Source organism: Pandoraea sp. NE5 (assembly GCF_024363545.1).
GTDB classification, from domain to species: Bacteria; Pseudomonadota; Gammaproteobacteria; order Burkholderiales; family Burkholderiaceae; genus Pandoraea; species Pandoraea cepalis.
Genome location: NZ_AP025517.1, coordinates 981,609 through 998,998 on the forward strand (window position 1 = coordinate 981,609; position 17,390 = coordinate 998,998).

Annotated in this window: 17 protein-coding genes; 4 read left to right on the plus strand and 13 right to left on the minus strand. The window is 64.6% G+C overall.

Features of this window, described 5'->3' with window-relative positions:
• The first annotated feature begins 11 nt into the window (after window positions 1–11).
• Window positions 12–1,550, plus strand: coding sequence for a YifB family Mg chelatase-like AAA ATPase (locus tag PanNE5_RS04575; RefSeq protein ID WP_261939317.1), 1,539 nt, complete (start codon window positions 12–14; stop codon window positions 1,548–1,550).
• Between the two features lie 22 nt (window positions 1,551–1,572).
• Here the strand turns inward: PanNE5_RS04575 and PanNE5_RS04580 are convergent, their stop codons facing one another.
• Window positions 1,573–2,112, minus strand: a complete 540-nt coding sequence (locus PanNE5_RS04580) for a hypothetical protein (RefSeq protein WP_261939318.1) — start codon at window positions 2,110–2,112, stop codon at window positions 1,573–1,575.
• A 99-nt stretch (window positions 2,113–2,211) separates the two neighbouring features.
• Between PanNE5_RS04580 and PanNE5_RS04585 the strand changes: the two genes are divergently transcribed.
• Both PanNE5_RS04585 and PanNE5_RS04590 read left to right on the plus strand, forming a co-directional pair.
• A complete protein-coding gene (locus PanNE5_RS04585) occupies window positions 2,212–2,958 on the plus strand; it encodes a hypothetical protein (protein ID WP_261939319.1) in 747 nt (248 codons plus the stop codon).
• A gap of 154 nt (window positions 2,959–3,112) precedes the next feature.
• Window positions 3,113–3,607, plus strand: a complete 495-nt coding sequence (locus PanNE5_RS04590) for a TlpA disulfide reductase family protein (RefSeq protein WP_017235612.1) — start codon at window positions 3,113–3,115, stop codon at window positions 3,605–3,607.
• A gap of 117 nt (window positions 3,608–3,724) precedes the next feature.
• Here the strand turns inward: PanNE5_RS04590 and PanNE5_RS04595 are convergent, their stop codons facing one another.
• From PanNE5_RS04595 to PanNE5_RS04645, 11 genes are all read right to left on the minus strand, one after another.
• Entirely contained in the window at window positions 3,725–5,080 is a 1,356-nt protein-coding gene (locus PanNE5_RS04595) for a sigma-54-dependent transcriptional regulator (protein WP_017235611.1), read from the minus strand.
• Window positions 5,077–7,062 (minus strand): ATP-binding protein, encoded by a 1,986-nt coding sequence (locus tag PanNE5_RS04600; RefSeq protein ID WP_268567190.1) that lies wholly within the window; start codon window positions 7,060–7,062, stop codon window positions 5,077–5,079. The genes PanNE5_RS04595 and PanNE5_RS04600 overlap by 4 nt, the downstream gene beginning before the upstream one ends.
• A gap of 247 nt (window positions 7,063–7,309) precedes the next feature.
• Window positions 7,310–8,596, minus strand: coding sequence for a dicarboxylate/amino acid:cation symporter (locus PanNE5_RS04605; protein WP_017235609.1), 1,287 nt, complete (start codon window positions 8,594–8,596; stop codon window positions 7,310–7,312).
• Between the two features lie 44 nt (window positions 8,597–8,640).
• Window positions 8,641–9,435: an ABC transporter ATP-binding protein gene (locus tag PanNE5_RS04610; protein WP_017235608.1), complete on the minus strand. Its 795-nt coding sequence runs from the start codon at window positions 9,433–9,435 to the stop codon at window positions 8,641–8,643.
• A 10-nt stretch (window positions 9,436–9,445) separates the two neighbouring features.
• On the minus strand, window positions 9,446–10,282 hold the full coding sequence (locus PanNE5_RS04615) for an ABC transporter permease (protein ID WP_017235607.1): 837 nt from the start codon (window positions 10,280–10,282) through the stop codon (window positions 9,446–9,448).
• A 14-nt stretch (window positions 10,283–10,296) separates the two neighbouring features.
• Entirely contained in the window at window positions 10,297–11,265 is a 969-nt protein-coding gene (locus tag PanNE5_RS04620) for an ABC transporter substrate-binding protein (RefSeq protein WP_017235606.1), read from the minus strand.
• A gap of 289 nt (window positions 11,266–11,554) precedes the next feature.
• Entirely contained in the window at window positions 11,555–12,334 is a 780-nt protein-coding gene (locus PanNE5_RS04625; RefSeq protein ID WP_017235605.1) for an IclR family transcriptional regulator, read from the minus strand.
• Window positions 12,334–13,218 (minus strand): N-formylglutamate amidohydrolase, encoded by an 885-nt coding sequence (locus PanNE5_RS04630; protein ID WP_017235604.1) that lies wholly within the window; start codon window positions 13,216–13,218, stop codon window positions 12,334–12,336. Before PanNE5_RS04630 ends, PanNE5_RS04625 begins: the two co-directional genes overlap by 1 nt.
• 369 nt (window positions 13,219–13,587) lie before the next feature.
• The gene (gene lipA / locus PanNE5_RS04635; RefSeq protein ID WP_017235603.1) at window positions 13,588–14,598 is read right to left on the minus strand and encodes a lipoyl synthase; all 1,011 of its coding nucleotides are present in this window, start codon (window positions 14,596–14,598) and stop codon (window positions 13,588–13,590) included.
• A 24-nt stretch (window positions 14,599–14,622) separates the two neighbouring features.
• Entirely contained in the window at window positions 14,623–15,330 is a 708-nt protein-coding gene (gene lipB, locus PanNE5_RS04640) for a lipoyl(octanoyl) transferase LipB (protein ID WP_017235602.1), read from the minus strand.
• Window positions 15,331–15,591: 261 nt separating this feature from the next.
• Window positions 15,592–15,924 (minus strand): DUF2917 domain-containing protein, encoded by a 333-nt coding sequence (locus PanNE5_RS04645; RefSeq protein WP_017235601.1) that lies wholly within the window; start codon window positions 15,922–15,924, stop codon window positions 15,592–15,594.
• 100 nt (window positions 15,925–16,024) lie between these two features.
• Between PanNE5_RS04645 and PanNE5_RS04650 the strand changes: the two genes are divergently transcribed.
• Window positions 16,025–17,065, plus strand: coding sequence for a transcriptional regulator GcvA (locus PanNE5_RS04650; RefSeq protein ID WP_261939320.1), 1,041 nt, complete (start codon window positions 16,025–16,027; stop codon window positions 17,063–17,065).
• 68 nt (window positions 17,066–17,133) lie between these two features.
• Here the strand turns inward: PanNE5_RS04650 and PanNE5_RS04655 are convergent, their stop codons facing one another.
• Entirely contained in the window at window positions 17,134–17,346 is a 213-nt protein-coding gene (locus tag PanNE5_RS04655; protein ID WP_051060344.1) for a DUF493 family protein, read from the minus strand.
• Window positions 17,347–17,390: the final 44 nt, after the last annotated feature.

Consider the following 17,390-nt stretch of genomic DNA (forward strand, 5'->3'; position numbering starts at 1 on the left):
AAGGAGGAGAGATGTCAGTGGCAGTTGTCAGCAGCCGTGCGATCACGGGGATGGCGGCCCGCGCGGTCACCGTCGAAGTGCACTTGGCGAACGGGCTGCCCGGCCTGTCGCTGGTCGGCCTGCCCGATACCGAGGTCAAGGAAAGCCGGGAGCGCGTGCGCTCTGCGTTGCAGAACAGCCGGTTCGAATTTCCCGCCCGGCGCATCACGGTCAATCTGGCGCCGGCCGATTTACCCAAAGCGTCTGGCTGCTTCGATCTGCCGATTGCGCTTGGCATCCTCGCGGCCAGCGGTCAGCTCCCCGACATCGGATTGCGCTCGCACGAGTTTGCGGGAGAGTTGTCGCTCACCGGCGAGTTGCGTCCGGTTCGCGGGGCATTGGCGATGGCGAGCGCCATGCTGGCCGAACCGTCGGCGCGTGCGCTCGTGCTGCCCGCGGCAAGCGCGCAGGAAGCCGCATTGGTGGAGGGCGCCACGGTCTATGGCGCGCGCACCTTGCTCGATGTCTGCGCGCATCTCGCCGAGCCCGACGTGGCGACGCCGCTGCCGCGCGCCGTTGTCCCACTGGCGCTGGCGGCGTCGGCCGACAGCGGCGTCGCGCAAGCAAGCGACCTCCCCGACCTGGGCGATATCAAGGGACAAGAGCACGCCAAGCGCGCCCTGGAAGTTGCGGCGGCAGGCGGACATCACATCTTGTTCTACGGCCCACCGGGTACCGGCAAGTCGATGCTGGCGACGCGGCTCGCGGGACTGCTCCCGGCGCTGAGCAAGGCGCAGGCCGTGGAGGCCGCCACGCTGGCCAGCCTGAGCGCACAGGGATTCGATATGCGCCACTGGGGCCGGCGACCGTTTCGCGCGCCGCATCATACGGCGTCGGCCGCGGCGCTGGTGGGCGGAGGTAGCGCGCCGCGGCCCGGTGAAATCAGCCTGGCCCATCGCGGGGTGCTCTTTCTCGACGAACTCCCTGAATTTCAGCGCCGCGTGCTCGAAGTCCTGCGCGAACCGCTGGAGTTGGGCCATGTCACGATCTCCCGCGCGGGCGGACACGCCACGTTCCCCGCCGCGTTTCAACTCGTGGCCGCGATGAACCCGTGCCCGTGCGGCGACCTGGGACATCCGTCGCGCAATTGCCGCTGTACGAGCGAGGCCGTGGCGCGATATCGCAATCGTCTCTCGGGCCCGCTGCTCGATCGCATCGACCTGCACGTCGAAGTGCCGGCGCTGAGCGCCGAGACATTCGCCGCGCCGGCCAGCGGCGAGCGCAGCGAAGTCGTGGCGACACGCGTCAGGCAGGCGCGGGAGCGCCAGCTATCTCGCCAGGGCCAATTGAACTGCGGCCTGTCGAGCCGTGCGCTGGAGGCGCAATGCGCCCTGCAGCCGAACGCGCAGGACGTTCTGCACCGCGCAGTGACGCAACACCATTGGTCGGCACGCACCTATCATCGCGTGCTGCGCGTGGCGCGCACGGTAGCCGATCTCGCAGGCATTGGCGATATCGATGCCCATCACGTCGCAGAGGCCGTGCAATACCGCGAAGCCCCGTCATCGTAACGGGCGCGAGGCGCAGCGGCGATCACTCCAGCGTGAACGAATCGAGAAATTGGTCGACCTGGTCCTTCGCGGGAGCCTTCGTCGCCAGCACGACCACTTGATAAACGTGATTGCCGCGACCGACGAAACGGGCGGCAACGTAACGCTCCGTCTTGTCGCTGGCCTTGCCTTGCGCGGATACGCCCAGTCCGGGAATCGCAGGCGCGTCGCCCGCCTGACGCACCATGACCTGCACCGGCGTGGCGGCCCCGTCGTTCACGTTCGCGAGCAAGCCATGCTGCAACTCGGCGAGGACTGCTTGACGTAGCGTTGCGTCGTCCTTGGGCAGCGTCACCACGCCCACGGCGAAGAGTGCCGCATCGACGCGGGCAGCTTGCATGCGCATAGGCAGTGGGCCGGAGGCGAACTTCACTTCGCGCGCGTCCTGCGTCGGTTTGGCGGGATAGGTTGCGGCATACCCGCCGTCTTTGTCGTGCACCTCGCGCCAATCGTAGCGAGGGGAACAGGCGGCGAGCACCATGGCCGCGGCAAGCATGACGTAGACACGGATAACGCGATTCATAGACAGGAGGATGAGCCTGAAGGGAAGGAGATTGCCATTATCCGCCATGTGTTGCGACACGAAAAACGCGCCGTTGCAGATCCCGGTATCATCGGCGGCATGGAACCCACCACGGCCGCCTCATCCCGCCCATTGCCTACCGACGTCTGCGACACACGCGGGGCGATTGCATCCGCGCTGGCGCTCAAGCCCGGGTGCCACGCCCCTGCGCCCCGGCAAAGGACCGGTCGCCTGATGCGGGGGCTGGCGGTGCTGACGACGGGCTTCGCCATTGGCGCGGCTGTCGCGGCGCCGGCATCAGATGGTAGCCCGCGCCCTGCCGCGGGGAATTTCGCGTCGGCGCAAACCGCGGGCGTCACGTCACCGCGTGACGGCGGCGGCGGGTCGGCAACGCCCGCGCAGAACGACGGGGCGCGTGCGGTGCAAGCACAGGCCAGCGTGCCGCTGGCGACGGACTTCGCCGCTCACGCCCACCGTGCCGCTTCGCTCGACACCCCGCTGATCGTGCTGGTATCGCTGCGCGACTGCGTCTATTGTGGCCCGATCCGCCAGCGCGAACTTGCGCCGCTCGTGCGCGGCGGCAAGTACGAGGTGCGCGAGATCGGCATGGACAGCACAGCGCCGGTGCGCGAGTTCGACGGCTCGACGACGACGGGCGTTGCCTGGGCGCGCGCTCACGGCGTGAAGGTGTCGCCGACGGTTTTGTTCCTCGATACGAGCGGACACCCCGTCGCCGACCCGCTGATCGGCGCAGGACTCCCCGACTTCTATGGCGCCTATCTCGACAACGCCATCGCGCAGGGCCGCACCCAGCTACGCGCCGGCCGCGCCGCCGCAACGCGCTGAGAATCGGGGCTGCGGAATCGGGGCCGTGGAATCGAAGCAGCAGAATCCGGGCGGCAGAAACCCGGTTGGAAATCAGAGTAGAATCGTCGTCACCCATTGAACAATCCGCCCACACAGCTGTGTCATGAGCGCTACGACCCCCCGCAAGTCTCCCATGAGCAAGATCCTCGCCATTGCGATCGTCGCAATCGTGGCGATCGCTGGGTATTTCACGTTTGTTGGACAGAAGCGCGCGCCCGACGCGACGTTCACGCTGCTCTCGGGACAAAAGCTCGGCACCGAGCAACTCAAGGGCAAGGTCTATCTCGTCAACTTCTGGGCGACGAGCTGCACAACGTGCATGAAGGAAATGCCGTCGATGGTGCAGACGTACGAGAAGTACAAAGGCCGAGGGCTGGAATTCGTGGCGGTTGCCATGAGCTACGACCCGCCGATGTACGTGGTGAACTATGCGCAGTCGCGTCAACTGCCGTTCAAGGTGGCGATGGATTCCGACGGCAGCGTGGCCAAGCAGTACGGCAACGTCCAGCTCACGCCGACGACCTTCGTCGTGGATCGCAATGGCAAGGTGCTCAAGCAATACGTGGGCGAGCCGGAATATGCGGAACTCGACAAACTCATCGAGACGGCACTGGGCAAGCAGGCTTGACGTCGCGGCTCCGGGCCACGTCACCGAATCGCCTGGCCTCCCTCGCCTCAACGCAAGCGCCCTTCGGGGCGCTTTTGTTTTGTCGCCGAATTCGGCGTCCTGCATCACCGAGTCCCCTCAACGCCCGCTGTCGCCGCCCTCGCCCTGACTGCGCGTGTGAAGTCCGTAACGCTTGAGCTTTTCATACAGCGTCGCCTTGGGCACGTGCAGCGCCTCGGCCGTCGCCGCCACGTTGCCCTTGCTGTGCTCCAGCGCCTCTTGCAGCACGGCGCGCTCGAAGCGGTCCACCTGCTCCTTGAGCGGCAGCGGCGCGAGCGAGTCGCCCTCGGGCGCACTCGCCACACCGAGCACCAGACGATCCGCCGCATTGCGAAGCTCGCGCACGTTGCCCGGCCAGTCTGCCTGCATCAGCTCCTGACGCATCCGATCCGAGACCACGGGCGCCGGACGTCCATAGCGCACGGCGGCGTCCAGCATGAAGTGCTCGAACAGCGGCAGGATATCCTCGCGACGCTCGCGCAGCGGCGGCAACGCCAGCGTCACCACATTCAGCCGGTAATACAGATCGCGACGGAATGTGCCCTCGCGCACCAGCGCTTCCATATCGCCCTTCGCAGCAGCGACCACGCGGCAGTCGACACGCACCGACTGATTCGAGCCCAACCGTTCCAGCACACCTTCCTGCAAAACGCGCAGCAGCTTGACCTGCAACGCAAGCGGCATGCTCTCGATCTCGTCGAGAAACAACGTGCCGCCCGACGCATGTTCAAGCTTTCCGATGCGACGTTTGGCCGCGCCGGTAAACGCGCCCACCTCGTGACCGAACATCTCGCTCTCGAAAATCGCCTCGGGCAACGCGCCGCAGTTCAGCGCGACGAACGGCGCATCGCGGCGGCGCGACAGTTCATGCAGACTGCGCGCCACCAGCTCCTTGCCCGTCCCCGTGTCGCCGTTGATGAGCACCGGCGCATCGGTCATCGCCACGTTGGCGATGAGCGTGCGCAGCGTCTCCATTGCCGGACTGCGCCCGATGATGCGCGAGGCGCGGCCGCCCTGTTCCGCCAGTTCGCGCCGCAACGCCTGGTTCTCCAGCATGAGCTTGCGCGTTTCCAACGCACGCTTGGCCGATTCGATCAGACGGTCCGGCGCAAACGGCTTCTCGATGAAGTCGTAGGCACCGTCGCGAATCGCCTGAACGGCCATCGAAATATCGCCGTGACCGGTCACGAGGATCACGGGCACCTCGGGCGCGTGCTGACGCAGATGCGAGAGCAGCTCAAGTCCGCTCATGCCGATCAGGCGAATGTCCGACACGACGATGCCGGCGAAATCCGGCGTGATGCGTTCGCGCGCGGCTTCGGCCGAGGCAAGCCCGAAGGCGTCGAGTCCGGCGAGTTGCAGGCTCTGCAGCGTGGCACGCCGCACGAGTTCGTCGTCTTCGACAAATAAGATCTGAAGGTTCTTGTACATCATGCGATTGTCGCGCCGGTGCGTTGCACGCGGCGCAGCGTCACGAGAAATTCTGCGCCACCGCCAGGAACGTTGCGTGCGACCAACTGGCCGCCGTTCTCCTGGGCGATGGATGACGAGATGGCGAGTCCGAGCCCCATGCCCTGCCCCCCCTCCTTGGTACTGAAAAACGGCTCGAACAGTCGCGGCATATGTGCCTCAGAAATGCCCGGCCCGTTGTCGCGCACGTAAATGCGCACCCACAGGTCGTCGGCCTCCACATCGATCCAGATCGACGGCGGTGCCTGCGGGCTGGAAACGCTTCCTACCGCGTCGATAGCGTTACCCACCAGATTGATCAGCACCTGCTCGAGACGCAGTCCTTCGCAGGCGACGTACACGTCGTCTAATCCGTCGGCAAACGTCGTCGTCAATGGGATGTCCTCCAGACGCCCGCGCAGCAGCGTCACCGTATTGTCGAGCGCGCGGCGCACCGACGCCTCCATGTCGCCACGGCGTGCGCGGCCTGCGAAGAGCCGCAGTTGTCCGGTGATCTTGCCCATGCGATCGGTGAGCGACGCGATGGCCTCCAGGTTCTCTTGCGCCGCCCCGTACTCGGCACGTTCGAGCAACACGCGTGTGTTGTCGGAAAAGCTGCGCAGCGCCGAGAGCGGCTGATTGAGTTCGTGCGTGATACCTGCGGCCATCTGCCCCAGCGCCACGAGTTTGGACGCCTGCACGAGTTCGCTCTGTGCCTCGCGCAGTTCGTGCTCGGTGCGCGAGCGCTCCTGCACCTCTGTCTGCAAGCGTTCATTGGCCGACTGCAGATCGGCGGTGCGCTCGGCCACGCGCTCGCCCAGTTCCGCGTACGCCGATTGCAACAGCTCACGGCTCTTGAGCATGTCGCGTACGCGCTGACGCCGCTGGTTCCATGCCACCCCCAGCAAGCAGGTAAACGCCGCGAGACAGCCCGCCGCCACCGCCGCGATCCGGGCGTTGGCGATCACCTGATCGAGCGGCGCGAAGTACATCAGTGTCCAATTCGGCTCGCCCAGCCTGCGCTGCACAGCAAGAAAGCGGCGCATCTTGCCGGCGCCGCGTCCGTCGCGCACGGTCACGACCTCGCCGTCGGCGTCGAGCCGCTCGTCCTCGCTCCAGGCGAGCGGCGTGATGTGCTGGTTGTAGTACTGACGCGAGCTGTCGAGCGCCGCCTTCACCGCGGGGGTGAGCGGTGCGAGCGCCCGATACTGCCAGCGCGGCTCGGACGACAGGAATATCACGCCGTGATCGTCGGCCACGACGACGGGCTCGGAGGCGTCGGCACCTGCACGCTGGAACCACTCCAGGTTGAGCTTGAGGACCACGACGCCGCGAATCTGGCCATCCACCACAATCGGCTGCGAGACGAAGTACCCTGGCTCGCCCGACGTCGTACCCACGCCATAGAAACGGCCCAGTGCGCCCCGGATCGCATCGATGAAGTACGGGCGAAAACGATATTGCTGCCCCACGAACGTGGCCTTCTCGCGCCAGTTGCTCGCGGCCAGCGCGATCCCGTTCGCGTCGATCACATAGGCGGCCGACGCCTTGGCGCGCTGGTTCACGTCGAACAGATAATCGTTGGCGCGCTGCACGACCGCGGGATCGTTCGGATGAAGCAACAGATCGCGCACATCCGGATGCAGCGAAAGCAAGTACGGCAGGAATTCGTAGCGATCGACGGTGCTGCGCAGACTGCCCGCGTAGCGCTCGACCCGCGCGCCGGCGTTCACGCGCAGGTCGGTCACGCCGCGCTGCCAGCTCAGGGCGTACGTCAACCAGCAGAACAGAACGCTCGCCAACAGCATGACGGCGATCCACGACCAACGGCGCATCGGCACGGTCCTCTCGAAATCGATGGGGACTTCGTCGCGCCGGGGGGGCGAAACGTCCGTACGTGAAGCGGAGGCACCTGCCGGTGCCTGGCGCTCGCGTGGGCGAATCGGGTTGTCGTGCTGAGTGGCCATTGGGTCGCAGCGTACGCCTTGTCGACGTCGATGACGGCCGGTTCTGGCGATGGCGGCAGGCGGCGCGGTCGTGCCGCCTGTCGTCATCGCAAAACCAGGAAAAACCAAAGGACCACCGGGCGGCGAAGCTCAGGCGCTATTGTGCCTGTGCCGCGCCGCCCGGTGGCGAATCTTGCGTTGGCGGGGGGGCCGGTGGCGTCACGCGAAACGACTCACGTGACGCTCCTGCACCCGCCGCCGCCGGCCGTCAGGCCAGCTCAGGTTCGCGGTTCTTGGACATGGCCTGCGCGAGCTGCTTGCGGTCCAGTTCCTTTTCCCAGGCCGACACGACGATGGTCGCCACGCCGTTGCCGACGAGGTTCGTCAGCGCACGGCACTCGCTCATGAAGCGGTCGATACCGAGGATCAGCACCATCCCGGCCACCGGAATCGTCGGGATCACGGCGAGCGTGGCAGCCAGCGTGATGAAGCCGGCGCCGGTCACGCCCGACGCGCCCTTCGAGGTCAGCATCGCCACGGCGAGCAGCGTGAGCTGCTGGCCCCAGGTCAGGTCAATGTTGGTCGCTTGCGCAATGAACAGCACGGCCATCGTCATGTAGATGTTGGTGCCGTCGAGGTTGAACGAGTAACCGGTCGGAATCACCAGACCCACCACCGACTTCGAGCAACCGGCGTTCTCCATCTTCTCCATCAGTTGGGGCAGCGCGGCTTCCGACGAGCTGGTGCCCAGCACGATCAGCAGCTCTTCCTTGATGTAGGCGAGGAAACGGAAGATCGAGAAGCCCGTGAACTTGGCGATCAGACCCAGCACGACGATCACGAACAGGAACGACGTCAGGTAGAACGTGCCCATGAGCTTGGCGAGCGGCACCAGCGAGGCGATGCCGTACTTGCCGATCGTGAAGGCCATCGCACCGAAGGCGCCCAGCGGCGCAACCTTGGTGATGATGTGCACCACGCGAAAGAGCACGCCCGAGACGCTGTCGATCCAGTTCGTCACCACGCGGCCACGCTCACCGATCATGCTCAGGGCGGCGCCGAACAGGATGGCGATCACGAGGATCTGCAGAATCTCACCCTTGGCGAACGCGTCGGTGATCGTGCTCGGGATCAGGTGCATCAGGAAGTCGACGAACGTCTCGCCGTGGGCAGCCTTCGCGGCATAACCGGAAATCGCCTTCGGATCGAGGGTATTGATGTCGACGTTGAACCCCGCACCCGGCTTCAGGATGTGCGTCGCCGCCAAACCGATGACCAGCGCAAACGTCGAGACGATTTCGAAGTAAAGGATCGCCTTGCCGCCGACGCGGCCGACCTTCTTCATGTCTTCCATGCCGGCAATACCGGTCACGACGGTACAGAAGATCACCGGGCCGATGATCATCTTGATCAGCTTGATGAACGCATCGCCGAGCGGCTTCATCTGCACGGCCAGATCGGGCTTGAAGTGACCGAGCACGATGCCGATGACGATGGCGATCAGCACCTGTACGTACAGGATGCGGTAGAAGGGTTTTTTGGTCTGAGTTTGCATGTTGTTTCCTCTTCAGGCGGCGGGGCAAGCCACCGCCCTTGTTATCAATCCGCGGTGACGCCGCGAATTTCGCTTTGCGCAAAGCGCATTTGCTCCTCCATCACCATCTGGGCCAGCGACTTCTTCAATTCATTGAATTCGCTGCCTGCCGTATCGCGCGGACGGGGTAGGTCGATGACCATGTCTCGCTTGACCGTGCCCGGCCGGTACGTCATGACGACGACCCGGTCGGCCAGATAGATCGACTCCTCGATGCTGTGTGTGACGAAAATGATCGTCTTCTTGAACTCCTCCCAGATGCGCAGCAGCTCGTCCTGCAACGTACGTCGTGTGAGCGCGTCGAGCGCGCCGAACGGCTCGTCCATGAGCAGGATCGGGCTGTCGAGCGCGAGCACGCGGGCAATCGCCACGCGCTGGCGCATGCCGCCCGACAGATCGCGCGGAAACCGGTCGCGAAACTCGCGCAGGTTGAGCTTGCCGAGCAGCAGGTCCACGCGCTCGTTGATCTCGGCGCGGCGCATCCCCTTGATTTCCAGCCCGAACGCAATGTTCTGCGCCACCGTCATCCACGGAAACAGCGCGTACTCCTGGAACACCATGCCGCGATCCGGGCCCGGCTCGGCCGCCGCATGCGCACGACCGTCGATACGGATGGCGCCCGAGGTCGGTTGCACGAATCCTGCCAGCGCGTTGAGCAGCGTCGACTTGCCGCAGCCCGACGGTCCCAGCAGGCAGACGAACTCCCCCGCGCCGATGGTCAGGTCGATGTCCTTGAGCGCGTCGACGACACCGCCCGGAATCGGGAACTGCTTACCCACGTGTTCAATTTCGATCAGCATGTCGCTCGCCTCACTTGGTTTCGAGACCACGGTGCCACTTGAGCAGGTGGTTGTTGAGACGATCCATGCCGAGGTCGATCACCAGGCCGAGCAGACCGATGGTCAGCATGCCGGCGATGATCTTGTCGGACCACATGTACTCGCGCGCTTCCAGAATGCGGTAGCCGAGCCCGTTGTTCACGGCAATCATCTCGGCCACGATCACAACGATGAACGCCGTGCCGATGCCGATGCGAATGCCCGACAGGATGTACGGCGTCGCCGCCGGCATGATGACGCGGCGAAAGATCGTGAACTGGCTCGCCCCGAGGTTGCGGGCCGCGCGCAGATAGATGCCGTCGACGTGACGTACGCCTGCGATGGTATTCATCAGCACCGGAAAAAACGCCCCGAGCGCGATCAGGAAGAACGCCGGCGGATTGCCCAGGCCGAACCAGAGAATGGCCAGCGGAATGTAGGCGATCGGGGGAATCGGGCGCACCACCTGCACCAGCGGATTGAACAGCCCGTAAATGCGGCTGCTGGTGCCCATGAGCAGGCCGAGCGGCAACGCGATCACCGCGCCCACGAGGAAGCCCATGACCACGCGATACAGGCTGTTGGCGGCGTCCATGAGCAATTCGCTCGAATTCAGCCACGCGCCGACGCCGTCGGCCATCGTTACGGTCGGTTTGAGGTATTGCCACCACTTGGCGACAACCGCCAGCGGCGACGGAAGAATGATCGGGTTGATCCACCCGAGGCCCGTGACGATCTGCCAGATCACCACGACCGCGAGCGGAATCAACACACCGCGCATCATGCGCGCGGTGCGCGTGGCGCCCGAAGAAGCAAGGACAGCGGCCATCCGTTCGCCTCGCTTTACTTGATGTTCAGTTGGGTCTTCGCCTTGGCGAGCAGGTCGAGCTTGACCCAGTCGTCCGCCTTCGGCACCGGATCCTGCAGCCGGCCCACGCCATACTGTTTCATCAGGTCGGTCGTGAGCTGTACGTGCGAGGTGCTCAGGTCGTAGCTATACGGCGAGTTGCCGATGGCATCCGAGAAGTCCTGCGGCGTGATCTGGTTCTTGAACATGTCCTCGCGCACGAACTTCTCGGCCGCTTGCGGATGCTGGATAAAGAAGTTGGTGGCTTCGACGAACGCATACATCAGGCGCTGCGCCACGTCCGGCTTTTCCTTGTAGAGCTTCTCGGTGATCACGAGCGCCCGCACCGGTTCGCCGAGCGGCGTGTCGTACGGCTTGAGCACTTCCACGCCGAAGCCCTTGTTGATGGCCTGCGACGCCTGCGGCTCCGACTGGCACATCGCATCGATGCTGCCGGCGGCAAGCGCCTGGTTCAGGTCGGCGTAGGCCATGAAGAGGATCTGCACGTCCTTGCCCGGCTTGTCCGACCACGTCAGGCCGGCCTTGGCCAACTCGGCGTACAGAATCAACTCCTGGGCACCGCCACGGGCCACGCCCACTTTCTTTCCCTTGAGGTCGGCCACCTTGGTGATCGGCAAGCCCTTCTTCGCCACGAGGCGCACACCGCCCTTCGCGAACCCGGCCACGGCGTAGATCGGCGCGCCCTGCGCACGCCCCGCAATTGCGGCATCCAGCGCGCTTGCCGACACGTCGACCTGCCCCGCCACAATCGCCGGCATGATGTCCACCCCCTTGGCGAACATCCGCTCCTCGATCTTCAGGCCGTATTTCGGCCCGATGACCTTCATGTACGACACTGCGCCGTAGTGGGCGAACTTCAGATTCCCCAGACGCACGACGTCGTCGGCAAACGCGTGTAGCGAAGCTGCGCACAGTGCCGCAGCGGCAAGACATTGCTTGAACATAAGGTCTCCTCTCTTATTAGGTCGGCTTGCCTGGCACGTCTGGATTCCCGTAGGGACGCCGGATCATGCGGCAGCACGTACTCTACAAAAGCAATACCCATGCCAACAACGCAAGTCTTTGATTTTAATAATGGAAGCTGTGGAAAACCCGAAGATCGATAATACGGAAACCTGGAAAACGACGTCATAAACTTTCTGGATTTCCAGAAAATCCACGACGCGCAGTGTGTCGCACAAGGCGCCAGGGCAAATCCCGAGGTCGCATCAACGACACGGCCCGACCACTCGCTCAGGCGGACAGCGCTTCCGGCAGGGGCGTCTGATAGCCCAGTGCAGCCGAGATCTCGGTGGCACAGGCCGACAGGCGCGACGAGATGTCGGGCAGCAGCGCCCGCGTCATGCGCGACGACGGACCAGACGCCGACAGCGACGCGATCACTTCGCCGGAGGCATCGCGCACCGGCACCGCGACCGATACGGCCTCGGGCGCGAGTTCACCGAAGCTCACCGCGCAGTCCTGACGGCGCACGTTGAGTAGCTCGGCAGCCAGCTCGTCGCGCTCGATGAGCGTGCCTGCGGTGTAGCGCTTGCGCGGACGGCCCAGCACCTGCGCGCGAACATCGTCGGACGCGAATGCCAGTAGCACGCGGCCTGATGCGCCGACATACAGCGGACGACGATTGCCGACCACGCCGTGCACGCGCAACTCGTGGGTCGACTCGACGCGTGCCACGCACAGCGACTCGAGCCCGTCGCGTACGCGAAGCTGGATATTCTCGTTCAGCGCGCGATTGAGCACCTGAAGATGGCGATGGGCGACCTTCACGAGATTGACCTGCTCGTGCCCGGCCACGCCCAACACCAACGCCTGAGCGCCCAGCACATAGGTCACCGGGCTGCCTTCGCGCACCACCCAGCGGTGCTGCTCGAGCGTTGCCAGCAGACGAAAGGCGCGCGACTTGTTCAGGCCGGCGCGATGCGCCAGTTCCGTCACACCCAGGCCAGGACACTCCCCGACCAGCGACAGCAGCGTAAGCGCCGTATCGACCGAAGCGACTGTATAGTCCATCAAACATCCTCACTATGTTGTTCGGCATAGGCGGCGAGCGCCGCCGCGAATTGGCCAAGTTGCGATTGCAGCGTGGAGAAGCCGTCATGCTTCTCCACGCGCGATTCATTCAGATAAAGCGCCTGATTCAGCTCGATCTGCACACTGTGGCGCCGCGCCTCGGGACGTCCGAAGTGACGCACCAGATCGCCGCCGCCGTCCTCACCGCACGGGGTGTTGTACGCCACGCGATAGCCCAGTCGCGTGAACTCGGCAATGATCCAGCGCGAGAAGGCCGGATCGGCCGTGGTCCCACCGCCGTCGCTCACGAGCACGTCGGCACGCGACATGCCGGCATCGACATCGAGCGCCCCGCCGCGCGAACGCATCGAATGACAGTTCAGGTGCCAGACCGCACCGTGCCGCTGCCAGGCGGCATCGAGCACATCGCGCAGGGCGTGACGGTAGGGCAGGTAATAGTCATGAATACGCCGCTCGACTTCGGCCACCGACAGTCGCCGGTCGTAGAGCGGCACGTTCGGCGCGGCAAACCGATGCAGCAGGCCGACACCGCGCTCGCTATAGGCTTGCGGACGCGCGTCGTGCGGCCACAGGCTTGCGAGCAATTCGGGATCGATGTCGTGCTCGGCGCGGTTCGCGTCGATGTAGGCGCGCGGGAAAAGCGCGGCAACGAGCGTCGCACCGTGATGCGTGGCCACGGACCACAGCTCGTCGACGTAAGCATCGCCGCACGCAAGAATCGCAGCCGTCGGCGCAATGGTGTCGAAATCGGGGGGAAACACATGCCCGCTGTGCGGTGCGTCGATCACCAGAGGCAAGCGCCTCCCCAGGCCCCCTTGTGGCGCTTCCACAAAATATCGGCCCTCGGTGACCTGACGGGACATGCAGTCTCCTCGCGTGCGTCGGGAACGTCTGTTCGCGAATTCCCATGACAGCCGCATTGTTTTGTCAAGCAAAACAAGGTTTCAATATTCTGAAACAATGCCGGAGAACCGACAAGGTGAGGGTTGTTACAGCATATTTCGTGGCGCGATGAGGCGCGACTGGCGGGTGAGGCGCCCGATTCGTCGACGTTCACCGCAGATAGCGACACATTTGGAGCGACTTAGTCGGCACGGGCCCACTTGTGCGCGCGTATTGCGTATTGAACCGAGCCCATCCTGTGACGCGTCGTAATCGAAAGGCAAACAAAAACGCGGACCGTCTTTCGACGGCCCGCGTTCTGTGTCTGACGACGAGGTGACGCTGGCGAATCAGATAGCGTCGGCCACACCCGCTTCGTGCGCCTGCACGTCGGCGTGATAGCTCGAGCGCACCATCGCGCCGACGGCCGCATGCGTGAAGCCCATCTTGTAGGCCTCCTCCTCGAACATCTTGAACGTGTCCGGCGTGACGTAACGACGTACCGCCAGATGGTGCTCCGACGGCTGGAGATACTGGCCGATCGTGAGCATGTCGACGTTGTGGGCACGAAGATCGCGCATCACTTCCAGGATTTCTTCGTCCGTCTCGCCCAGGCCGACCATCAGGCCCGACTTCGTGGACACGTCCGGATGCTTCGCCTTGAATTCCTTCAGGAGCGTGAGCGAGTGCTGGTAGTCCGACCCCGGGCGCGCTTCCTTGTACAGACGCGGCACCGTTTCGAGATTGTGGTTCATCACGTCGGGCGGCGCCGCATTCAGAATGCCCAGCGCGCGATCGAGACGCGCGCGGAAGTCGGGCGTGAGGATTTCGATGCGGGTTTGCGGCGACAGCTCGCGCACGTGGCGGATACAGTCGACGAAGTGCTGAGCCCCGCCGTCGCGCAGGTCGTCGCGGTCGACGCTCGTGATCACCACGTACTTCAGGCGCATCGCGGCGATGGTCTTCGCGAGGTTGATCGGCTCGTCGACGTCGAGCGGATCCGGGCGGCCGTGGCCGACGTCACAGAACGGGCAGCGGCGCGTGCACTTGTCGCCCATGATCATGAACGTGGCCGTGCCCTTGCCGAAGCACTCGCCGATGTTCGGGCAGCTCGCCTCTTCACACACCGTGTGCAGGTTGTGCTCGCGCAGGATCTGCTTGATCTCGTAGAAACGCGACGTATGGGTGGCCGCCTTCACGCGGATCCAGTCCGGCTTCTTCAGACGTTCGATCGGCACGACCTTGATCGGGATGCGGGCCGTCTTGGCTTGCGACTTCTGCTTGGCGGTGGCGTCGTAGTCGCCGTCGATCGTGCGAACTTCCTTGTTCGCGGTGTCGTTCTGAGTCACGGTGGTGGTCATGTTGGGGGCTTTCCAGACGTCCAATCAGGCGGCGGCGTTTGCGCTGGGGGCCGGATCGGCCTGCGGCGCGGCTTCGGCCGACGCGGTGTGCTGTTCGAGATGATGACCGAGTTGCTGCGCCAGTCGCGCGGCCACTTCGTCCCAGCGGGGGGCCACGCCGAGCGTGGCCATGTCTACGGTTTGCAGGCCGGCATAGCCGCACGGATTGATCCAGTCGAACGGCCGCAGATCCATCGCAACGTTCAACGACACGCCGTGATAACTGCATCCGTTGCGGATCTTCAACCCGAGCGCGGCGATTTTCGCACCGGCATGCGCTGCGGCACCGTCGCCCGGGCTCACATAGATTCCCGGTGCGCCGGCCCGGCGCTCAACGTCGAGATTATACGCGCCCAGGGTGTCGATCACCGCCTGCTCGATCAAACGCACCATTTCGCGCACGCCGAGCTTGCGCCGGCGCAGATCCACGAGCAGGTAAATCACCACCTGCCCTGGGCCGTGATATGTGATCTGGCCTCCACGGTCGACCTTGACGAGCGGAATACCGGTATTCGAAACGAGCAAGTGAGCGGGGTCGCCGGCCAGTCCAAGCGTGTAGACAGGCGGATGCTGAACGATCCAGAGCTGGTCGGGGCCGTACGCGCCACGCGTGTCGGTGTACGCGCGCATGGCGTCGAACGACGCGGCGTAGTCTTCGGTGCCGCGCCAGCACACTTCGATCGGGGAGGTCATGCCCGCAATTTTAACGAAACCGGCGCAGTCGTGCTCGAAGCCGCGCTCGCGGGCGCGAGATGGCGGCTTCTCCGGCGTAGTTACGCTCTGCGGGCATTCAGCTCATCGCGCAGATTGTTGTGAATTCCATTGACACATCGACGACGTCGACGTCACCCTCTGAAATGAAACGCGCGCCCGTTGGCAACGAAGGCCAAGGGGCGCGCGATGTCGATGACCCCGCGCGCCAAACCTGCGCGCCGGACCCACGACCGGCGTTCGTCAGGCGGCGGCCGCGCAGGCGTTCGCTGCGCGCGATGCCCGGCGCCCGGCGAGCCACCGGCGCAGCACACGAGCCAGTGAGAAACGGTGCGCCACTTCACGCTGCAGCTCGGCTTCCGCCACCCCGTCGGACGACATCCAGTAACGGCGACCCGGTTCGACGGCGAGACGCTGACCGGGCATGAGCCAGTAATCGCGCGGATCGCCTGCACGCGTAACCCAAACCGCCGCGCCGCGTGCCACCAGCGTATGCTCGTGATGCAGGTCGAGGCTGATTACGTCCCCGGGGCGGATACCGTAGAAGTACTGCACCTTTGTTAAATTGTTTTGCATTTTACGACCCCCACTCAGTGCGAGACAATGACTGAATCATAGGGACTGGCGGGCGCTGCACCAAACGACATATTTTCACGGCGTTGCTAACAAAATTCACATGGATATTCGGAGACTTCCTAACCTGAGTGCCCTGCGCGCCTTCGAGGCGGCGGCCCGCCTGGAAAGCTTTTCGCGCGCGGCAGAAGAACTGTTCGTCACGCACGGCGCCATCAGCCATCAGATTCGCGCGCTGGAGCAAGAGTTGGGGACGACGCTTTTCGCGCGCAACGGCAAACGCATCAGCATCACGCCGGCGGGACGCCAGTACGCCGCGTCGATCCGTACCGCGCTCGGCGACATTGCCCAGGCGACGCGCAAGTTGCAAGCGGGCACGCGCAGCGAGCGGCGGCTGGTACTGACCACCATGCCGTCGTTTGCGAGCCGGTGGCTCACACCACGCATCGGGCGCTTCATTGACCGGCATCCGGAGCTGGAAGTGGAGTTGCGGTGCAGTGCCCAGTTGATCGACTTCGAGCGCGAGGATGTGGACGTCGCCCTGCGCATGGGCAAGGGCAACTGGCCAGGGCTGCACATTGAGAAAGTGCTCGACGATGTGTTTTTCCCGGCCTGTAGCCCGTCATACAACCAGGGGCATCTGCCGAAGACGGCGGAGGAATTCCGCCGCAGCACGTTGCTGCGCTCTGAAGGCGAGCCGTGGGCGCCGTGGTTCGCGGCGGCGGGCTTCGATCTGCCCGAGCCGACGCAGGGCATGATGTACGAAGATTCCGGCATGTTGTCGCAAGCGGCCATCGTCGGCCAGGGGCTGGCGCTCGTACGCCGCTCGCTGGCCGTGGGCGACATCATGGCGGGACGTCTTGTCCGGCTGTCCGACGTCGATACGCCGTGTGACTGGGATTATTACTTCGTGTGTCCGCCCGCCGTGCTGGAAACGCAGCGTGTTCAGGCGTTCAGAACGTGGTTTCTGGAAGAGTTGAAGGCGTTCGAGTCGGTGAAGGACATGCAGCGCCGCCCGGCGCGCCCAACATCGGTCGACTGGGAGGCCGACATGGTCACCACTGCGGGTGAGCCCGCACCGGGCATCCAACCGGGGCGCACGGCCTCATCGCCGCCCGACGACGGCGCACCGACGCACGCGTGATGCGCGTACCGCAAGCGCGTTCGTGAGGCGCCTGCGTGCGTCGCCTGCGCCTCACACGCGGTGCACGCTTACAGCACCACCTTGACCATCGGATGCCCAGTCAGCGCGCGATAGATATCGTCGAGATGGGCTTTCGAGTGGGCGCGCACCGTGACGGTCAGGCCGAGATATTTGCCCGTGCTGGACGGGCGCATCTCCACGGTCGCCGCGTCGAATTCGGCATCGAACTCTCGCAGCAATGCCACGATGGCGTCGGCGAAACCGTCCTGCGTCGTCCCCATCACCTTGATGGGAAAGTCGCACGGAAACGCCAGCAGGCTTTCCT